Origin of the sequence: Flavobacterium microcysteis (genome assembly GCF_006385255.1) — a bacterium.
Taxonomy (GTDB): Bacteria; Bacteroidota; Bacteroidia; order Flavobacteriales; family Flavobacteriaceae; genus Flavobacterium; species Flavobacterium microcysteis.
Genome location: NZ_VFJE01000048.1, coordinates 1 through 18,958, shown reverse-complemented (window position 1 = coordinate 18,958; position 18,958 = coordinate 1). Strand labels below are relative to the sequence as shown.

18 protein-coding genes are annotated in these 18,958 nt (G+C 37.3%); 8 read left to right on the top strand and 10 right to left on the bottom strand.

The window, feature by feature from the left end:
- Positions 1–52: 52 nt before the first annotated feature.
- The 4 genes from FJA49_RS01280 to FJA49_RS01265 all read right to left on the bottom strand — a co-directional run bounded on the left by FJA49_RS01280 (position 53) and on the right by FJA49_RS01265 (position 3,349).
- The gene (locus FJA49_RS01280) at positions 53–811 is read right to left on the bottom strand and encodes a T9SS type A sorting domain-containing protein (protein WP_139998027.1); all 759 of its coding nucleotides are present in this window, start codon (positions 809–811) and stop codon (positions 53–55) included.
- A gap of 1 nt (position 812) precedes the next feature.
- Complete coding sequence (locus FJA49_RS01275; protein ID WP_139998025.1) at positions 813–1,334, bottom strand: ankyrin repeat domain-containing protein; 522 nt, start codon at positions 1,332–1,334, stop codon at positions 813–815.
- Between the two features lie 222 nt (positions 1,335–1,556).
- Positions 1,557–2,273 carry a LytR/AlgR family response regulator transcription factor gene (locus tag FJA49_RS01270; protein ID WP_139998023.1) on the bottom strand — a complete coding sequence of 239 codons (717 nt, stop codon included), beginning with the start codon at positions 2,271–2,273 and terminating at the stop codon, positions 1,557–1,559.
- A complete protein-coding gene (locus tag FJA49_RS01265; RefSeq protein WP_233590049.1) occupies positions 2,270–3,349 on the bottom strand; it encodes a sensor histidine kinase in 1,080 nt (359 codons plus the stop codon). Before FJA49_RS01265 ends, FJA49_RS01270 begins: the two co-directional genes overlap by 4 nt.
- A gap of 216 nt (positions 3,350–3,565) precedes the next feature.
- Between FJA49_RS01265 and FJA49_RS01260 the strand changes: the two genes are divergently transcribed.
- Positions 3,566–5,908: a TonB-dependent receptor domain-containing protein gene (locus FJA49_RS01260; protein ID WP_139998021.1), complete on the top strand. Its 2,343-nt coding sequence runs from the start codon at positions 3,566–3,568 to the stop codon at positions 5,906–5,908.
- 41 nt (positions 5,909–5,949) lie between these two features.
- Here the strand turns inward: FJA49_RS01260 and carB are convergent, their stop codons facing one another.
- Positions 5,950–8,802 carry a carbamoyl-phosphate synthase large subunit gene (carB, locus tag FJA49_RS01255; protein WP_139998019.1) on the bottom strand — a complete coding sequence of 951 codons (2,853 nt, stop codon included), beginning with the start codon at positions 8,800–8,802 and terminating at the stop codon, positions 5,950–5,952.
- Between the two features lie 124 nt (positions 8,803–8,926).
- Positions 8,927–9,088 carry a 50S ribosomal protein L34 gene (rpmH, locus tag FJA49_RS01250; protein WP_091142558.1) on the bottom strand — a complete coding sequence of 54 codons (162 nt, stop codon included), beginning with the start codon at positions 9,086–9,088 and terminating at the stop codon, positions 8,927–8,929.
- A gap of 169 nt (positions 9,089–9,257) precedes the next feature.
- On the opposite strand from rpmH, the gene FJA49_RS01245 reads away from it, so the two are divergent.
- Entirely contained in the window at positions 9,258–9,773 is a 516-nt protein-coding gene (locus tag FJA49_RS01245; RefSeq protein ID WP_139998017.1) for a DUF2892 domain-containing protein, read from the top strand.
- A gap of 59 nt (positions 9,774–9,832) precedes the next feature.
- Here FJA49_RS01245 and FJA49_RS01240 read toward each other — a convergent pair whose 3' ends face one another.
- Positions 9,833–10,726, bottom strand: coding sequence for a lytic transglycosylase domain-containing protein (locus FJA49_RS01240; RefSeq protein ID WP_139998015.1), 894 nt, complete (start codon positions 10,724–10,726; stop codon positions 9,833–9,835).
- 49 nt (positions 10,727–10,775) lie between these two features.
- Entirely contained in the window at positions 10,776–11,438 is a 663-nt protein-coding gene (locus tag FJA49_RS01235; RefSeq protein ID WP_139998013.1) for an alpha/beta fold hydrolase, read from the bottom strand.
- A gap of 197 nt (positions 11,439–11,635) precedes the next feature.
- On the opposite strand from FJA49_RS01235, the gene FJA49_RS01230 reads away from it, so the two are divergent.
- The gene (locus FJA49_RS01230; RefSeq protein ID WP_139998011.1) at positions 11,636–11,920 is read left to right on the top strand and encodes a GNAT family N-acetyltransferase; all 285 of its coding nucleotides are present in this window, start codon (positions 11,636–11,638) and stop codon (positions 11,918–11,920) included.
- Between the two features lie 222 nt (positions 11,921–12,142).
- Positions 12,143–12,478: a hypothetical protein gene (locus tag FJA49_RS01225; RefSeq protein WP_139998009.1), complete on the top strand. Its 336-nt coding sequence runs from the start codon at positions 12,143–12,145 to the stop codon at positions 12,476–12,478.
- A gap of 16 nt (positions 12,479–12,494) precedes the next feature.
- On the opposite strand, the gene mtaB is transcribed toward FJA49_RS01225, so the two are convergent.
- A complete protein-coding gene (gene mtaB / locus FJA49_RS01220) occupies positions 12,495–13,826 on the bottom strand; it encodes a tRNA (N(6)-L-threonylcarbamoyladenosine(37)-C(2))-methylthiotransferase MtaB (RefSeq protein WP_139998007.1) in 1,332 nt (443 codons plus the stop codon).
- A 92-nt stretch (positions 13,827–13,918) separates the two neighbouring features.
- Between mtaB and FJA49_RS01215 the strand changes: the two genes are divergently transcribed.
- The 4 genes from FJA49_RS01215 to FJA49_RS01200 all read left to right on the top strand — a co-directional run bounded on the left by FJA49_RS01215 (position 13,919) and on the right by FJA49_RS01200 (position 18,080).
- On the top strand, positions 13,919–15,538 hold the full coding sequence (locus tag FJA49_RS01215; RefSeq protein WP_139998005.1) for an ABC transporter substrate-binding protein: 1,620 nt from the start codon (positions 13,919–13,921) through the stop codon (positions 15,536–15,538).
- Positions 15,539–15,625: 87 nt separating this feature from the next.
- The gene (locus tag FJA49_RS01210; protein WP_139998003.1) at positions 15,626–16,297 is read left to right on the top strand and encodes a response regulator transcription factor; all 672 of its coding nucleotides are present in this window, start codon (positions 15,626–15,628) and stop codon (positions 16,295–16,297) included.
- Positions 16,297–17,568, top strand: a complete 1,272-nt coding sequence (locus tag FJA49_RS01205) for a sensor histidine kinase (protein ID WP_139998001.1) — start codon at positions 16,297–16,299, stop codon at positions 17,566–17,568. Before FJA49_RS01210 ends, FJA49_RS01205 begins: the two co-directional genes overlap by 1 nt.
- A gap of 74 nt (positions 17,569–17,642) precedes the next feature.
- Positions 17,643–18,080, top strand: a complete 438-nt coding sequence (locus FJA49_RS01200) for a PepSY-like domain-containing protein (protein WP_139997999.1) — start codon at positions 17,643–17,645, stop codon at positions 18,078–18,080.
- A 99-nt stretch (positions 18,081–18,179) separates the two neighbouring features.
- On the opposite strand, the gene FJA49_RS01195 is transcribed toward FJA49_RS01200, so the two are convergent.
- Positions 18,180–18,958: T9SS type B sorting domain-containing protein (locus FJA49_RS01195; RefSeq protein WP_139997997.1), on the bottom strand; the 779-nt coding region annotated here is incomplete at its 5' end.

Here is an 18,958-nt window from a genome sequence, read left to right as displayed (position 1 = left end):
AATAAAAAATCCCGAATAATGTTCGGGATTTTTTTATTTGGTTCGTTTAGGATTATTCTACTATCAACGTTTTTGTTGCGTTTCCATAATTTGTCCTAACAACCACCATATAAGAACCTGTAGCCAAACCTGAAGTACTAATTGTAGTCTGCGAATCTGAAACAGCTTGTACTTTGATCAGCTTACCTAAATTGTCATATACTTTAATTTCACATTCTGAAACAAAATCAGGAAGTTCTACTGTTGTAAAACCTTTAGCAGGATTAGGGTATAGCTTAAACGATTCAGCAGTAAAGCTCTCCGTTCCTAGTGCAAAATTAGCCATCGTAGCTCCACTATTTCCCGATCCGTGATAACCCATAGCTAAACTTCCTGGTCTATGTGCCCAAGCCAGATTGAGCGCCTGAGCCGAAGCACTAAAAGTATAATCATTTGAATCTCCCGTATCACGTGCACGTGTTGCCGTTACAGTTCTTACGCCTGCGTTGATTGTATTGGAGGTCACCGTCCAATTTTGGTTGGCATCCAAAGGCGGCGTAGCACCTATTCCGGCAAATGTTCTGTCTGTCATATTAGTTCCATCAAAAATCACTACATCGCTTCCATTATCATTCATAGATGTTGCATTAAAAGACAATCCCAGCCAATCTGTTGACGGGCCAACAAAAGTAAGCGTAACCAAACTGCTGGTTACATCTACCTTAGCGGTAAATCCGGTTGTCAAAGTCACCGTTCCCGTGCTGTAGGTCTGGGCCGTCAAACTGAAACCCGAAAGGAGTATTGCAAAAAAGGCTAAAGTAGTTTTTCTCATATCATTTTGTTTTTAGGATTTGTATCAGCTTATCATCATTGGACAATATCGCATAATCAATTGCCGAATTTCCTCGATTGTCTTTGGCATGCGGATCTGCTTTTGCTTTTATGAGGAAATCTGCAACTTCATAATTTTTAAAAATAGAAGCATAGATCAAAGCGGTAGTTCCGTTAGAATCCGGAATATTTGGGTCAGCTTTTTTTTCAAGCAATTTTTTTACTATTCCTACATTTCCTTTTACGGTAGCGGCCATCAGAGCCGTACCCATACCACTCACCGCATTGATATCTTTTACATGTTGAATCAAAAAATCAGCAACCTCAACATTTCCTCTATAACAGGCCAAAATAAGCGGAGAATAACCTTCAGGAGATACATCATTAATACAATCCGGGCTGTGCTTCATCAACGTTTTTGCCTCATCGACTGTTCCGGTTCGGGCTACATTGAAAATGTCTTTTTGGGAAAAGACAGTTGTGGTTAAAAAGAAAAGAAAAAGAAGAAAAGTAGTTTTTCTCATAGGCTGCTTATTAAACCAAAAAAGTGATATAAAATAAAATTACTATTAAATTACAACAAATATAAATAAAAAATTATCTTTTTTACTTAATAATAAGCTACAAATCAGTTAATTATTTGATTTAATTTAAAACAAAATGAGGCGTTTTTTAGTAAAAATAAAAGCCTCCAGATTGGAAGCCTTACTATCAATGCCAAGATATTTATTCCTGGAAACAATTGTTTATTTTGAATTCTTTAGTGTCTTTAAATACAGCAAAACATCTTCTTTATAACTGGCTCCAATAGGAATTTCAATGTTATTAACTTCAATTTCGTTTATTGTAAAGGCAGTAATTTTGGAAGTGTTTATAATAAAGGATCTATGGATTCGTAAAAAATGATCTCCATTTAATTCTTCTTGAATATCCCCAATTTTATATTTAGAAGTAATATTCTTATCGCCTACCGTATTGATTTTTATATAATCTTTTAGGCTTTCAATATAGACAATGTCGTTTGTATTGATTTTGTAGTTTTTGATTCCTGACTTTACCAAAATAAATTCATCAGGTACCGATTCTTTAATTTTTACTTCATTTTTGGCGTTTTCGCTTAAAAACTTGTCAACCGCTTTTAAGAAACGCTCAAAAGTAATAGGCTTGAGAAGATAATCGACAACGCCCAAATCATAGCCTTCAATCGCATATTCCCTATAGGCAGTAGTCAGTATGGTTTTAGGTGGATTTTTTAGATTTTTCAAAAATTCAATCCCCGTAATATTTGGCATTTTTATATCAATAAACAACAAGTCTATTCTTTGCAAATTCAATATCTCAAATGCTTTTAATGCCGTATTGCAGGTCGCAACAACTTCCAGGTTGTCTATTTTGGCAATATGCTTTTCAATTAATCGAATTGCAAGCGGTTCATCATCAACTACCAGACATTTAATTTTCATAAGTTGTTGTTTTGATTGATTTGTAAAACTACTGAAAACGAATTTACAGCTTGTTTGATATCTAATGAATAATTTTCAGGATAAATCAGGTCCAGCTGTTTTTTTATGTTGGTCAACCCTATTCTATCTTTATCCTTGCTTACATAATCGCTTGAAACTGTATTTGAAATTTTAAATGTAAAAACCTCTTTTGCTTGCATGATAGAAATCCAGATTTTTGGAGAACCGCTATCTTCACCCGCACCATGCTTAAAGGCATTTTCTACCAATGACAAAAGCAATAATGGTGGAATTTGTATATCATTTTCAATATCTGTATCAAAAGTAATTTCTAGTCTATCGTCATATCTCAATTTTTCCAATTCGATATAGTTTTTCAACAGCTCTATTTCGCTTGATAAGGTCACGACCTGATTATTGCATTTATACAGGACATGGTCCAGAATATCTGACAACTTCCCAATGGCACTAGCTGTCTTAGGCGAATTGTCTAATGAGAGTGAATAAATATTGTTAAGCGTATTGAATAGAAAGTGCGGATTTAATTGCGCCTTCAACATCTTTAGCTCCGTTTCAGTTTTTTTCTGCTCCAACTGCCTTAGTTCGCTTTTTTTCTGCTCGTTATTGATAACGTATTTCACAAATAAAAACTGAAAGGAAATTGAAAAAACCGCAGGAAAATATTTAGCCACCAGTGAATTGATATCTGTCAGGATTTCATAAACAGACTCTTGTACAAAAGGAGGCGTTCTGACCAGTTCTTCACCAACATGAATAGTCAAAAAACGGGCAAGAGCAGAAAACAAATAAGCCGATAATAGGAATAAAATTACAGAGAGGAAATACTTCTTTTTTAATACAAATTTTGGAATCAGATAATAGGCCAAAAAATAAGAAGCCAGCATTTGCGGTATATGAATGCAAAAATTGAACAGCAAAATCACCCAAACCGGATCATTGTGTTCATCTAACAAACCTGCCGGAACGAAAGTTATTACAATAATCAGCCAGAATAGGACATGCTGTGCCACTCTATGATTCCGAACATATTCCGATATTTTCTTAAAATAATCCATCGCTAAAAAAAACTAAAGATAATCAAGAACAATTTAAATTCAATCGCAGTCGACAAAAACGCAATTTTGACTCCTGAATATTCTATTTTTAGTCTTAAACACCATTTTATTGGCAAAAAACAGCTTTTCACCTATAAAAATACGGTTTCTATCTATGCTAATTTTCCGCTTCATAAAACATCCAATCTTTGCCTTGTAATTCTAAACCAAAGCGTGATGAAAAAAATATTTTTTATAGGAATCCTTCTCTCCTTTACGGCTATTTATTCTCAGGAAAAACAGAAGACAATAACTATTAGCGGAAAAGTAATAGAGAAAAAGACAGCTACTGCATTAGAGTTTGCTACCATAACTTTAATAAATAGTCTGGATGGTCAATCTACTGCCGGAACAATAACGGACAGTAAGGGAAATTTTAGTTTTAAAGCGACTACCGGAAAATACACTATTAAAGCGGAGTTTATTGGTTTGGAAAGCAGTACTCTTGAAAATTTTGATTTACAAAACGATCAGGTCTTGCCAACATTTATGCTGGAAGAGGCTGCTACCCAACTCGAAACTATTGAAATTCAAGCAGAAAAAACTACTATAGAACACAAATTAGACAAAAAGGTCTTTAATGTAGGTAGCGACCTGGTTTCAAAAGGTGGAAATGCAACCGACATCCTAAACAACGTACCTTCTGTGAGTGTAAATTACAATGGTGCAGTCAGCTTGCGTGGCAATACAGGTGTTCGAATTTTGATTAATGGAAAACCTTCCGTTTTAACTGCCAATAATGGATTGGAACAGATACCAGCAGAGAGTATCGAAAAAGTGGAAGTAATTACCAATCCATCATCCAAATACGATTCTCAAGGAACAGCCGGCATTATCAATATCGTTTTAAAGAAAAACAAAAACAAAGGATTTGGCAGCTCTGTTCAGGTCACAACCGGAATTCCAGACAATCATGCTCTAGGTTACAACGTAAATTATAAAAACAAAAAGATCAATATCTTTTCAGATTTAAGATACCAATATATCAATTTCCCAAGTAATGAATCCAGCTCCAGGGCCACTTACAATGGTAACATTATTGATTCGTATTTGGACGGGAATGTTGACAGAGACAGAACAAACAGAACGTTTACGACTTACCTGGGTGGCGACTATTATTTTAATGACAAGAACATGATTACGCTGAGTTACTTTTACAGAAACAATACCAGCAAGAATTCGGTTGATTATGGTTTTACTTATTTAGATGAGAATCGCAACCCTGAGCGTATTGTTAGTGCTAAGGAAGCCTATAAAGAGCCACAGACCGCCAATCAGATTGAATTGAACTATATCAAGACCTTTGCCAAAGAAGGCCAAAAATTCACCATCAACCTGCAATATGACTTTTGGAACGATGATGAAAACGAATCGATTGCAGAACAGGAAATCTTTCCGGTTGTCTTGCCTGTCAGAGCATTAAAAAGTAGAAATATTGAAAGCAGCAAAGACTTTCTGTTCCAATCGGATTATAACTTACCGATTAATGAAAAATCCAAACTTGAATTCGGAATAAAGGGTGAAATCAGAAGAATCAACAGCGATTATCAGGCCTATGACAATAATGTTATTGTTGACAGTTTAAACAATGTATTGCATTATGACGAAAGAATCATTGGTGCCTACGTGCAATATGGAAGCAGCATTAAAAAACTTAATTATTTATTAGGCCTTAGAATAGAAGATTCAAACACAGGAAGCAATGACAGGATCAACCGGTTTAACATCGATAAGAAGTATACTGATTTTTTCCCTACAGCCCACTTCACTTATGAAATCAATGATGTTTTCAATATCCAATTGAGCTATAGCCGACGTATCAACCGTCCGGGTTTCTGGCAGCTCAATCCGTTTGGTGGAATTGCAGACAGAAGAAACATCCGAATTGGAAATCCTGATTTAGATCCGGTATATACCAATTCTTATGAGCTTGGGACATTAATAAAATGGGGCAAAGTCACTATCAATCCAAGCGTGTACCATCAATATTCAAAAAACATTTTTGAAGACATCCGCTATACAAATTCCGATGGTTTTCTAGTAGATCAGGCCATAAATTTCGGGACAGAAAGCAGAATTGGAACAGAAATCAGCTTTACCTATTCTCCCTTAAAGTGGCTGACATTAACCGGAGAAGTGAACTACTATACCTTTAAACAAAAGGGACTACTTAATGTTTCTGACCAAAATTTCATTTCAAAACAAAGTACAAGAATCAAATTTTCTACATGGAACTTTCAAACCAATTTTAATTATTTAGGACCTACCAGTAGTGGCCAATACAGCTCGAAATCGCAATATTGGGTTAATCTCGGAATGGGAAAAGATATCTGGAAAGAAAAAGCCAGTATTACATTAAGAGCAGACAATATCTTTGATTCCCGAATTTCAAAAGGAGTTGCAAGAGGAACTGACTATGCCTGGGATTATAACTACAGAAGTCCTGGCCCTAGAGTATCTGCTACATTTACATATCGATTGAATAGAAAAAAGAGCGACAGAGATCGTTTGCCTGACTAGCAAAAACAAAAATCCCGACCATATGAGTCGGGATTTTTTTATTATTTACTTAAGTACATTTTGCGTCGGCTATACAGCTCATAAAACTGATCGTCTTTCAGATCGTCAATAAACAAAATGCTTTCTCCTGTAGATTTCATTTCCGGGCCAAGTGCCTTGTTAACTCCTGCAAATTTGCTGAAAGAGAAAACCGGCTGTTTTATGGCATACCCTTTCAGGTGAGGATTAAAGTCAAAATCGGTTACTTTATTATGTCCCAGCATTACTTTAGTCGCATAATTCACATAAGGCTCACCGTAGGCTTTTGCGATAAACGGAACCGTTCTGGATGCTCTCGGGTTGGCTTCGATGATATAAACCATATCATCTTTAATAGCAAACTGGATATTAATCAAACCTACCGTCTTTAAAGCCAAAGCGATTTTCTTCGTATGATCTTTAATCTGCTGCATTACGAACTCACCTAAATTGAACGGTGGCAAAGTAGCATTAGAATCTCCTGAATGCACTCCACAAGGTTCTATATGCTCCATGATTCCGATGATGTAGACATTTTCACCGTCGCAAATTGCATCGGCTTCAGCCTCAATCGCACCATCCAAATAATGATCCAGTAACAGTTTATTTCCAGGAATACTACGCAACAAATCGATTACGTGTTCTTCCAGTTCTTTTTTATTGATAACGATTTTCATTCCTTGTCCGCCAAGCACATACGATGGTCTAACCAACAAAGGAAAATCTAGTTTATCTGCCAAAGCCGAAGCTTCATCAGCCGTTTCTGCAATACCAAATTGAGGGAACGGAATCTTCAGTTCTGTCAAAAGCTCAGAGAAACGCCCTCTGTCTTCAGCTAAATCCAAAGCGTCAAAACTTGTTCCTATAATCTTGATTCCGTATTTAGAAAGTTTTTCTGCCAGTTTTAATGCAGTCTGACCACCTAACTGTACAATTACGCCTTCCGGTTTTTCATGTTGGATAATATCGTAGATATGTTCCCAGAAAACAGGCTCGAAGTATAATTTATCTGCTGTATCAAAATCAGTCGAAACCGTTTCTGGGTTACAGTTAATCATTATCGTTTCGTAACCGCATTCTTTAGCTGCTAAAACTCCATGTACGCAGGAATAATCAAACTCAATCCCTTGTCCGATACGGTTTGGACCTGATCCAAGAACGACAATTTTCTTTCTGTCGGTTACTGTACTTTCGTTATGCACATATCGTTTTCCGTCAGCCGTTTCGATTTCCGCTTCAAACGTTGAATAGTAATATGGCGTTTTTGCAGTAAACTCGGCAGCACACGTATCAACCAGCTTATAAACACGATTGATATTCATGTCCTCACGTAGCTTGTGTACCTGACTTTCAAGACAACCTATCATATGGGCAATCTGTCTGTCAGCAAAACCTTTCTGTTTGGCTTCCAACAATAATTCTTTTGGAAGCGTATCTATTTTAAAGTTGGAAATTTCTTTTTCCAACGTATATAATTCTTCGTATTGTTTCAGGAACCACATATCGATTCTCGTGATTTCATGAATCCTGCTCAACGGAATACCCATTTGGATAGCATCATAAATCACAAAAACACGATCCCAACTTGCGAAAGTCAGTTTTTCGATAATCTGCTCATAGTTGGTATAGCCTTTTCCGTCAGCTCCCAAACCATTTCTTTTGATTTCTAACGATTGTGTAGCCTTATGTAGCGCTTCCTGGAAAGAACGGCCAATACCCATCACCTCACCTACTGATTTCATCTGAAGTCCTAACGTTCTGTCTGCTCCTTCAAATTTATCAAAGTTCCAACGTGGTATTTTTACGATTACATAATCCAAAGTTGGCTCAAACAAAGCTGAAGTCGACTTTGTAATTTGATTTTGCAGTTCATCCAAGTGATACCCTAAAGCCAGTTTTGAAGCAATCTTAGCAATTGGGTAACCCGTTGCTTTTGACGCCAAAGCTGAAGAACGGGACACACGTGGATTGATTTCGATGGCTACAATATCTTCTCTTTCATCAGGAGAAACGGCAAACTGCACATTACATCCGCCTGCAAAATTTCCAATGCTTCGCATCATTTTGATAGCCATGTCACGCATCTTTTGGAAAGTTGCGTCAGATAATGTCATTGCCGGAGCTACCGTAATCGAATCACCTGTATGGATTCCCATTGGGTCCATATTTTCAATAGAACAGATGATTACGACATTATCATTTTTATCTCTTAAAAGTTCTAATTCGTATTCTTTCCAGCCAAATAAGGCTTTATCAATAAGTACTTCGTGTATAGGAGAAGCTTCTAATCCTTTAGTAAGCAGGTCGTCAAAATCTTCTTTCTTATGTACGAAAGCTGCACCGGTTCCTCCTAACGTAAACGACGGGCGTATTACCAATGGAAAGCCAAATTCTTGTGCGATTTCTTTTCCTTGCAAGAAAGAAGTTGCTGTTCTTGCAGGTGCTGCAGGAATTTCAATTTTCTCAAGCAATTGCTTAAACTGTTCACGATCTTCGGTAATATTGATCGCATTGATGTCCACTCCAATCAATTTGACACCAAAATCTGCCCAGATTCCTTTTTCATCAGCTTCAAGACATAAATTCAAAGCTGTCTGTCCACCCATTGTTGGCAAAACAGCATCAATCTGCGGATGTTCTTTAAGGATTTCGATAATAGACTTGGTAGTCAGTGGCTTTAAATAAACGTGGTCAGCCATTGACGGGTCTGTCATGATTGTAGCTGGATTGGAATTGATCAGGATGACTTCAATTCCTTCTTCTCTGATGGATCGTGCGGATTGTGAACCAGCATAATCAAACTCGCAGGCCTGTCCGATGACGATTGGACCTGAACCGATGATCAAAACTGATTTGATTGAATTGTCTTTTGGCATGTTGTTGTGTGTTGTTGTAGTTAATCCTGCCAGGGCGAGCCCTGACCTATTTTAATTTAGCGACAAGGTATAAAAAAAGGCGGTACTAAAACAAGTAACGCCTTTATCGATGTTTATTCAAACATTATTTTTTGTGTCTTGGTTCAGAAGAAACAGTCAATTTATGTCTTCCTTTAGCTCTTCTACGAGCAAGCACTTTTCTTCCATTGGCAGTAGCCATTCTATCCATAAAACCGTGCTTATTTCTTCTTTTTCTTTTCGATGGTTGAAACGTTCTTTTGCTCATTGCTTTATATCTTTAAAAATCTTAATTAAATATCTTTTCTATAGGTTCGAAATCAATAGCTATTCCAAAACCGAGTGCAAATATACGAAGTCTTTTTTTTCTGGCAAGTAGTTTTATAAAAATATTTTTAATTGATTTTATTACCTTTGCGACTCAAATATACAAAATTATGTTCCATAGAAATATTAAACTCATCTTAGCCGGACTAATTATCGCTACCGGAATTTGGCAATTTACAGAAAACAGTATTGGAAACGGGATCTTTCTTATTCTGTTATCACTAGTCTTTATATTACTTTATTTTAAAAATGAATTTATCTTACTGGCTTTCCTTAAATTGAGAAAACAGGATTTTGCAGGAGCTCAGAAATGGTTAGCCTATATCAAGAACCCTGAAACTGCATTGGTAAGAAAACAACAAGGATATTACAACTACCTTCACGGATTGATGCTTTCGCAAACGAACCTGATGCAGGCTGAGAAACATTTCAAAAAAGCGGTGGAATTGGGATTATCAATGGACATGGACCTTGCCGTTGCTAAATTAAATCTTGCGGGTGTTGCAATGTCCAGAAGACGAAAAATTGAGGCTACGAACTTATTGAACGAAGTCAAAAAATTAGACAAGCAGAATATGCTTAAGGATCAGATTAAGATGATGAAGGAACAGATGAAGAAAATCTAAAGAAAATATATTCATAAAAAAAGCCATACTGAGTGTATGGCTTTTTTTATGGGTTTTATTTAATATCCTGCTGTAGGAATTTCAATTACGTATTTCTTTTTAGTTGGATTTGCCAATTTTCTGTCACGCAACCACGGGTTGTGGATTTTCAAAATCTTATAATTGATGCCTTGTGATTTTGCAAAAGAAGCCAAATCTGTTATTGAGCTGTCAATTTCCAATTTTCTTGTTGGGATAGCCTGATACAATTCTGCCGGCGCTATATCAAAACCGTATTGAACCGGGTTTTTCATGATTTGTTTTAAAGCCAAAATCCTGAAAACATAACGGGCTGTCTCATCTGTCAGAAGCAAATCATAATAATTTGTAACTCCCTGAATTGTGATTTGCTTATTTACACCTCCAAAGCCTCCATTATAGGAAGCTGCTGCCAGCGTCCAGCTACCAAATTTTTTATAGGCATCCAGCAAATATTTACAAGCTGCTTCTGTTGATTTTTCTAAATGATATCTTTCATCAACGCCATCATTTACCTCCATACCTCTTTCTTTTGCTGTATCAGCCATAAATTGCCAGAAGCCTTTGGCTCCAGCAGAGGAAGTTGCATTCATTAATGCACTTTCAGCCACAGCCAAATATTTAAAATCATCTGGAACACCATTCTTTTTCAAAATAGGTTCTATAACCGGAAAAAAGCGGTTGGCTCTTTTTATAATCAAAAGCGTGGAAGCATCCAGATTTGCATTGACTAATAGTTCTCTATCCAAACGTTCTTTTACATCAATAATATTAAGCGGTGTTTTTTCACCTGCAAAATCAATTTCTGCAGGAAAAAAATATCCTTTTGTTACCGGAGCCTTATCTCCTATTTTTTCATCGGAAACCGCATGGATTAAAATCCCACTTACCAAAACAACCGAGGCTATCAAGCCAGTCTTTTTCATCAATTTCATAGTCTTTAGTCTTTGTATTTTTGTAAACCTACAAACATTTTTTTAATTTTTATACTCCTGCTATAATTTTAGGAAGGTGCTCGTTCAGCCATTTGAACTTGGTAATAATCATAATATGCGTTCCACCTTTCACCGGGATGAAATCCTTGATGTATTTAGGAGGAAAAACTTCGTCTTCATCACCATGAATATGAACTACTTGCCCATCAGGTTCTGCCCTGTCCCACAGAATAATCTGCTCTAAAGCCCAGTCCAGGTATTTTTTGTCTCTCATGGAAAGAAATTTTTCATAAAGCTTTAGCTTTTTATTCATCTTATCGTTTCCAAAAGAAAATTTAGCAAAGGTTTCAACATTTTGCATCAGTCCGGTCGGGAAAAACTTGTAAGCTTTAATCGACTTTGCCACCTTCATCCTTCTCGGGAATTCAGTATTGCTTTTGACGCTTGAAATAATAATAACCTTTCTCGGATTTACAAACTTCGCCATTTCCTGAACCAAAACCCCTCCAAAAGACACGCCTATCAGTACCGGATTTTCATGTTTGATTTCTTTTGCTGTCCGCTCTGCATAATGCGCAAGGCTTTCACCATCAAGTGGAAGCGTCCATTCTAAAAGATGGATTTCAAACTGATCTTCCGGAAGATGAATTCTTTCAAAAATGGTTGAGCTTGCCGCCATACCCGGCATAAAATACACTGGAATTTTCTCCATCATAATTGTTTTAACGCTATCATAACAGCAACAAAAGGTTTTTATTACGAAATTTGTATAAAATTATGGTTTTTATACCAAACACCTCTTCTCAACATTTTAAATAATCGATAAGTTATGAAGCGCCGATGTTTTTTTAAAATCAAAACTCATGCCGTTTAAACCTTCGATACCACTACAATATCTTTATTTGAATTATGGAAATTAAAGACAATACTTTTTCAAGACAGTTTGAAGCCCATATTGACGGAAAACTAGTTGCAATTGAATATTCTTTTCAGGAGAAAAAAATATTCCTGACAAAAATACTCACTCCCGATCCCTTTGAGAATGACGAATTTATAAATGACTTCCTAAAAGAAATCATGTCGATTGCAGAACAGCGTAAATTAAAAGTCGTTCCAATACATCCAAAAACGGCAGCCTTTTTCAGAAAAAATCCTGTCTACAAAGAATTACTCCCTCCGGGAATCCGCATTTAATCTAGCGAGTCTAGCTAAGTTTATTAGCCACAGATTAAAATAATTATACCGATTTATGTTTTCTCTAAACAAGAAAAACATAAAAAACCTTAATCTTCAATGACTTTCTCTTTGCGGCTCTGCGTCTTTGCGAGCAATTATTTTCACGCAAAGACGCAGAGCCGCAAACATATCGAATATATTTTTGTTGTAAAGTTTCTGACAATCCATTATTTTTATCGGATGACGGAAGAAAATCTTAAAATTCTTAGCTTCTTCGAAAACATCGAGAAATATTACGGGTGCAAAACCGAAATCACGGAAGGACTGTATAGTCTCCAAGATAGTTTTGACCACCATTCTACTACATGGAATTTATCCGAATTTACGCTTATCCGTTCTGGTTATAGAAAAACCGGCGACCGAATGATGATGGAGGGTGAAAAGATGTATTTTGAAATTTCTGCAGCCCTAATTGTGAGCTTTAAGCAAACCGGCAGGAATTCTTTTGAGTTTATCGAGAAATATGGGGAATCTGTTTTTAGAATTACTAAAATCCGATTCCATTATAAGTATTAAAAAAGCCTAATCTAAATTAGGCTTCAATATTTAAAAATTCCATTCTGACCATTCCATCTTCATCGATTTTTGTCAGGTTGATTTCATGTAATGTATTTACCAATTCCGGATTCCAAGGCGTTTTTACCTTTACATAATTTTCAGTAAAACCATGAATGTAGCCTTCTTTGTTTTCTCCTTCAAACAAGACTGTTCTGTTGGTTCCTAACTGGCCTTCATAAAAAGCTCTTCTCTTTTTAACCGATAATCCTCTCAGCATCTTGCTTCTTTTAGCACGCACATTTGCAGGAACAGGGTTTGGCATTGCTGCCGCTTCTGTATTATCTCTTTCAGAATAGGTAAAAACATGCAGATAGGAAATATCCAAATCATTCAGGAAATGATAGGTTTCCAGAAAATGTTCATCGGTTTCACCTGGAAATCCTACGATAACATCTACGCCTATACAGGCATGCGGCATAACTTCCCGGATTTTATTTACCCTATCAGTATATACTTCTCTCAGATAGCGGCGTTTCATCTTTTTCAGAATATCGTTGCTTCCTGATTGTAACGGAATATGAAAATGCGGTACAAAAGTTCTTGACTTCGAAACAAATTCTATGGTCTCATTACGAAGTAAATTTGGCTCTATAGAAGAAATTCTCAAACGCTCAATTCCTTCTACCTTGTCCAATTCCTGAACCAATTCGTAAAAAGTATGCTCATGTTTTTTATTTCCGAATTCTCCTTTTCCATAATCTCCAATGTTGACTCCGGTAAGAACGATTTCCTTGATATTTTGCTGTGAAATTTCTTTGGCATTCTTTAGCACATTCTCCATTGTATCGCTTCTCGAAATTCCTCTCGCTAAAGGAATCGTGCAGTAGGTACATTTATAATCACAGCCATCCTGAACTTTCAAAAAGGCTCTTGTCCTGTCGCCTATGGAATAACTACCTACGTAAAAATCAGCCTCGCCAATTTCACAAGAGTGTACTTCGCCAAAATCATTTTTCGACAAATCGTTTATATAATCTGTAATCTTGAACTTTTCAGTAGCACCCAAAACCAAATCCACACCATCAACTGCTGCCAATTCTTCTGGCTTCAATTGAGCATAACAACCCACTGCTGCTACAAATGCCTTTTCATTGAGCTTCATTGCTTTTTTTACAACCTGCTTGAATTGCTTGTCAGCATTTTCGGTTACGGAGCACGTATTTATCACATAAATATCGGCAACTTCTTCAAATTCGACACGGTCAAAACCTTCGTCCTGAAAGTTTCGGGCAATAGTAGATGTTTCTGAGAAATTCAGCTTACATCCCAGCGTATAAAAAGCAACTTTTTTTCTGTTCTCTGTCATTATAAATATTCCCGAAAATTGGGGAATTGGTATCTTTAATTATATTTACATTTTGCAAATAGCCTGCAAATTTACATACAATATTTTTCAAAATGAAATCAACAATACACTATATATCAATATTTTGGATAACGTTAACTTTATATTCCTGCGGAAAAAGGGCGGAAGAAAATCGTGACAATGAAGTTTTCCGATTTAATCAGGATGCCAATGTCAGCTCTCTTGATCCAGCTTTTGCAAAATCTCAGGACAATATTTGGATGTGTAACCAGCTTTATAACGGCCTAGTGCAATTGGACGATAGCCTGAATATTAAACCAGACTTAGCTAAATCCTGGACGATTTCTGAAGACGGAAAAAACTATAGTTTCAATCTAAGAAAAGATGTTTTTTTTCACAAAAATGGCGTGTTTGCAAACAGTAAAGATTCGACCCGCACCGTAAATGCTCCCGATTTTGAATACAGCTTTAACCGACTTCTAGACGAAAAAATAGCATCGCCGGGCGGATGGATCATGCAGAATGTAGAAAATTTCAAGGCCAAAAACGATTCCGTGTTTGAAATACAGCTAAAGAAACCATTTCCTGCTTTTTTAGGACTGCTTTCTATGAAATATGCTTCGGTGGTTCCAAAAGAAGCTTTTGCTATTTCTGATTATGATTTTAGAACCAGACCAATAGGCACCGGTCCGTTTCAATTTAAATTATGGGAAGAAAACGTAAAACTTGTACTGAGAAAGAATCCGTTGTATTTTGAAAAAGATGAAAACGGACAGCAGTTGCCTTATCTGGAAGCCGTTGCCGTAACTTTTCTGCCCGATAAACAAAGTGGTTTTCTTTTGTTTGCCCAAGGAAAAATTGATTTTGTATCCGGACTACATCCGTCTTATAAAGATGAAATCCTCACACAAAGCGGACAACTACAGGAAAAATACAAAAATGATGTCACGATGATTACCGGACCTTATCTGAATACGGAATATCTGGGCTTCCGTATGGATGGAAAAGATAAGGCTGTACTCGACAAAAGAATCCGCCAGGCAATGAATTATGGATTTGACAGACAAAAATTAGTAACCTATCTCAGAAACGGAATGGGAACTCCTGCAATAAACGGAATGATTCCTGCCGGACTTCCAAGTTTTGATGCCTCAAAAACAGGATATGATTATAACATCCAAAAAGCAAGAGAACTAGTAGCAGCTTATAAAAAAGCTACTGGTGATTCTAATCCTAAAATTGCCTTGAGTACCAATGCTACTTATCTTGATATTTCAGAATATTTGCAGCGGGAATGGAAAAAAATCGGTCTTGATGTTGCTATAGACGTCAATCCTCCAGCAACTTTAAGACAGGCGATAGCAACAGGAAAAGTTTCTTTTTTCAGGGCAAGCTGGATTGCAGATTATCCTGATGCTGAAAATTATCTTTCATTATTTTACAGTAAAAACTTTGCTCCTAACGGGCCAAATTATACGCACTTTAAAAACGAAGAATTTGACAAACTCTACGAGCAGGCTTTCTTAGAAACTGATAATGCAAAACGTTTTGAATTGTACCAGAAAATGGATGCACTAGTTATCAAAGAAGCTCCGGTCATTCCGTTGTTTTACGACAAAGTTGCCCGATTTACCAGAAAAAATGTTACCGGACTGGGTATAAACCCTCTAAATATGCTGGATCTAAGGCGAGTAAAGAAAAGTAAGACGTAATCTATCTTTTTCAATTCCTAATTGTTTCCAAAATCTGCTTTTATTTTGGCTGCCAATTCATACATTTAAGCTATAAAATCCGAAAGCATGAAAATCTTAATCATTGAAGATGAAGCCGGACTCAGGGAAGTAATCCAACAATCTTTGGAAAAGGAAAAATACATTGTGGAAACTGCCCATGATTTTATTTCCGGACTGGACAAACTCGGCTCCTATGATTATGATTGCGTTCTAATTGATATCATGCTTCCCAACGGAAATGGTTTGGATTTGCTTGCCGAAATAAAAAAACAGCGAAAACAGGAAGCCATCATTATTATATCTGCAAAAGATGCGGTTGACGATAAAGTAAAAGGACTTGATTTGGGTGCCGATGATTATTTGAGTAAGCCGTTTCACCTTGCAGAATTGCATGCTCGTATAAAATCAGCCATCCGCCGAAAAAGCCATAATGGCGACAATCTTGTCGTATGGAAAAATTTGACTTTATCGCCAGAGCAAAGAAGCGTAATAGTCAACGATGAAAATCTGGTTTTAAATCGAAAAGAATTTGATCTTCTGTATTATTTTGTCATAAATCCTAACCGGTTGATTAGCAAAACTGCCTTGGCAGAATATGTTTGGGGCGATCATACGGATCAGGCTGATAATCTGGATTTTGTATATTCGCAAATAAAGAATCTGCGTAAGAAACTGAAGGATGCCAATGCTGAAATCGACATACAGGCAGTGTATGGCATTGGTTATAAAATGAGCTGATGAAATTACAGAATTACACACTACGCTATCTGGCAATTACGCTTCTTGTCGTCATCCCGATCTGGGCAGGCTTGTTTTATGTACTTATTCTGGATGAAGTGTATGATAATATTGATGATGATCTGAAAAACTCCAAAATCATCATTATCAGGCAGGCTTTTGCTGATGAAAAACTACTAAACACACCGGAATTCGGAATCAATAAATTTACAATAAAGCCATTACCAAAAGGAGACTATTCCTCAAAAGACGAATTTTCTTCTTCGTCGGAATTTATGGAATATGATGATGATGATGAACCTATCCGAACATTAACGACCGTTTTCAATGATAAAAACGGCAATCCGCACGAGCTTATAATAAAAGCTTCTATTGTTGAAGAAGACGAGTTGCTCGAAGATCTTGCTGTAGCTCTTTTGGGATTGTATGTGATGCTCGTTATTAGTATTCTGGTCGTAAACCATTTTCTTTTAAAGCGAATCTGGAAATCGTTTCATGCTATTCTGGGCAATCTCAAAAACTTTAAGTTGGGTACCGGAATTAAACCAAAGCCTATAAAATCGCCAATTGATGAATTTAACACACTTGCGAAGGAAGTAGAAGAAATGCTGCAACGCAACGAAGTTATTTACTCCAGCCAGAAACAGTTTATTGAAAATGCATCGCATGAATTGCAAACGCCATTAGCCATCAGTATCAACAAGCTCGAATTATTTGCAGAAAATAACACCTTACCTGAAGAACAGATGATTGAGATTGGCAAAATTGCAGACACGCTCAATCGATTGGTTCGTTTAAATAAATCGTTGCTAATGCTTTCAAAAATTGAAAACCAACAATATGCGGAAGAAGAGCTCGTCAATTTTAATGAACTTATTCAGCAATTGGCAGATGATTTTTCTGACTTGGCTGCTTATAAAGAAATTTCAATTACGGTTACTGAAAACGCTTCACTGCATTTCAGTATGAATAAAGGACTTGCCACTGCATTAATAAATAACCTACTTAAAAATGCTGTGACCCATAATCATCAAGGTGGTTCGATTACTTTCTTAATTGATGAAAATAGCTTTACGATTTCAAATAGCGGAGCAAATCTTCCTTTAAATCCGGAAGTTATTTTCAACCGATTCTACAGGCATACCAATACTAATGAATCCACCGGACTGGGACTGGCAATTGTAAAATCAATTGCCAACACCTATTCTATTTCAATAGCTTATAGCTTCAACAACAGCCATCAGTTTAAAATAATTTTTCCAAAAAAATAAGTTTTTCCATAGTATTCCTAATTGTTTCCAAATTCGGCTTGTAATCTTGCATAAGAAATTTAAAACAATTAGCCATGAGAGTACAAATGATTTTGGGACTGATAGCAAGCACATTTTTCAGCTTGTCAGTCTCTGCACAAAAAACTACAATTACAGCTGCCGAGCTTCCTGCAAATGCACAGACATTTTTAAAGAAGCACTTCCCTAATGAAACTCCTTCTTATATCGTTAAAGAAAAGGAGGTTTTTTCTACAGAATACAAAGTGCAGTTTTCCAATGCTATCGAAATTGAATTTGACGGCAAAGGCAATTGGGAAGAGATAGACGGAAACCATACAGCGATTCCAGCTTCAGCAATTCCTGCTAAAATAGCTGCTTATGTAAAAGCAAACTATAAAGAAGCGAATGTTACCAAAATAGACAAGAGTCGTTGGGGTTATGAAGTTGATCTTAATAATGGTTTGGAATTGGAATTTGATTCCGGTGAAAAATTCTTAAGAATAGACCATTAATTAAATTTATTTTTATAAAAATCCAAAGGGAGCTTCCATAAAACAGAAGCTCCCTTTTTCAATCAAAATAACCTAAACAAAATTATCTTTTATAATTAATTATCTCTTCAGCGAGAAGTGAGCCTTGAACTCCTTGCTCGCATTGTTCTCCTTATAGAGTACCTTGAACCAGTAGTCGGTCGATGGCAGCGGGTGGCCGTTCATCGTTCCGTCCCATCCCCCGCCAGCTGGGCTGATCTGTTTCAGCAGCTTGCCGTAGCGGTCAAAGATGTAGATCGATGCCTCTGGCTGGTTGGCAAGCCCGATGATGTTCCACGTGTCGTTGTAGCCGTCCGCATTCGGGGTGAAGTACTTCGGATAGTCGATAACCGATACCTTGATCGGTGCGGTATCCGTACAGCCGCCGTTGTTCTTGTCCCTAACGTATACCGTATGCTCCCCTGCAGATACCGGCGCAAAAACGTTGCTGTCCTGCCATGGGCCCTCGTCAAGCCTGAACTCGTAGTCCCCTAGGCTCGTAGGGTCCACCACTACCGTGACGGTCGCATTGTCCGTGAAGGCGTTGGTTACCGTAACATCGGTGATGATGGCCGCAGACGTGGCCGTAACGATGGCCGGGTCAGACGGCTCGGACACGCAGCCCGTGGCGATATTGGTGGCCGTCACCGTATAGCTTCCCTGCTCGTCTACCACAAGGGTAGCTCCCGTATCGGGAAGGGTGCCACCGTCCTTGGTCCACACGTAGGTGTAGTCCGCTGGGTTCGCACCGTTGTCCGTATTGGCCACAAGGGTGAAGGTGTTCAGAGGGTCAAGCGTTACCGGGTCCACGCAGAAGAATCCTCCCGCAAGGGTCACCTCCGGCAACTTGTTCACCGTAA

Coding starts and splice junctions, on each gene's coding strand:
- FJA49_RS01245 (WP_139998017.1), top strand. CDS start 9,258: ATGTTCCATAGAAATATTAAACTCATCTTAGCCGGACTAATTATCGCT.
- FJA49_RS01270 (WP_139998023.1), bottom strand. CDS start 2,273: ATGAAAATTAAATGTCTGGTAGTTGATGATGAACCGCTTGCAATTCGA.
- FJA49_RS01230 (WP_139998011.1), top strand. CDS start 11,636: ATGGAAATTAAAGACAATACTTTTTCAAGACAGTTTGAAGCCCATATT.
- FJA49_RS01265 (WP_233590049.1), bottom strand. CDS start 3,349: ATGGATTATTTTAAGAAAATATCGGAATATGTTCGGAATCATAGAGTG.
- FJA49_RS01210 (WP_139998003.1), top strand. CDS start 15,626: ATGAAAATCTTAATCATTGAAGATGAAGCCGGACTCAGGGAAGTAATC.
- FJA49_RS01235 (WP_139998013.1), bottom strand. CDS start 11,438: ATGGAGAAAATTCCAGTGTATTTTATGCCGGGTATGGCGGCAAGCTCA.
- FJA49_RS01280 (WP_139998027.1), bottom strand. CDS start 811: ATGAGAAAAACTACTTTAGCCTTTTTTGCAATACTCCTTTCGGGTTTC.
- FJA49_RS01275 (WP_139998025.1), bottom strand. CDS start 1,334: ATGAGAAAAACTACTTTTCTTCTTTTTCTTTTCTTTTTAACCACAACT.
- FJA49_RS01225 (WP_139998009.1), top strand. CDS start 12,143: ATGACGGAAGAAAATCTTAAAATTCTTAGCTTCTTCGAAAACATCGAG.
- FJA49_RS01200 (WP_139997999.1), top strand. CDS start 17,643: ATGAGAGTACAAATGATTTTGGGACTGATAGCAAGCACATTTTTCAGC.
- FJA49_RS01205 (WP_139998001.1), top strand. CDS start 16,297: ATGAAATTACAGAATTACACACTACGCTATCTGGCAATTACGCTTCTT.
- FJA49_RS01240 (WP_139998015.1), bottom strand. CDS start 10,726: ATGAAATTGATGAAAAAGACTGGCTTGATAGCCTCGGTTGTTTTGGTA.
- FJA49_RS01215 (WP_139998005.1), top strand. CDS start 13,919: ATGAAATCAACAATACACTATATATCAATATTTTGGATAACGTTAACT.
- FJA49_RS01260 (WP_139998021.1), top strand. CDS start 3,566: ATGAAAAAAATATTTTTTATAGGAATCCTTCTCTCCTTTACGGCTATT.
- carB (WP_139998019.1), bottom strand. CDS start 8,802: ATGCCAAAAGACAATTCAATCAAATCAGTTTTGATCATCGGTTCAGGT.
- rpmH (WP_091142558.1), bottom strand. CDS start 9,088: ATGAGCAAAAGAACGTTTCAACCATCGAAAAGAAAAAGAAGAAATAAG.
- mtaB (WP_139998007.1), bottom strand. CDS start 13,826: ATGACAGAGAACAGAAAAAAAGTTGCTTTTTATACGCTGGGATGTAAG.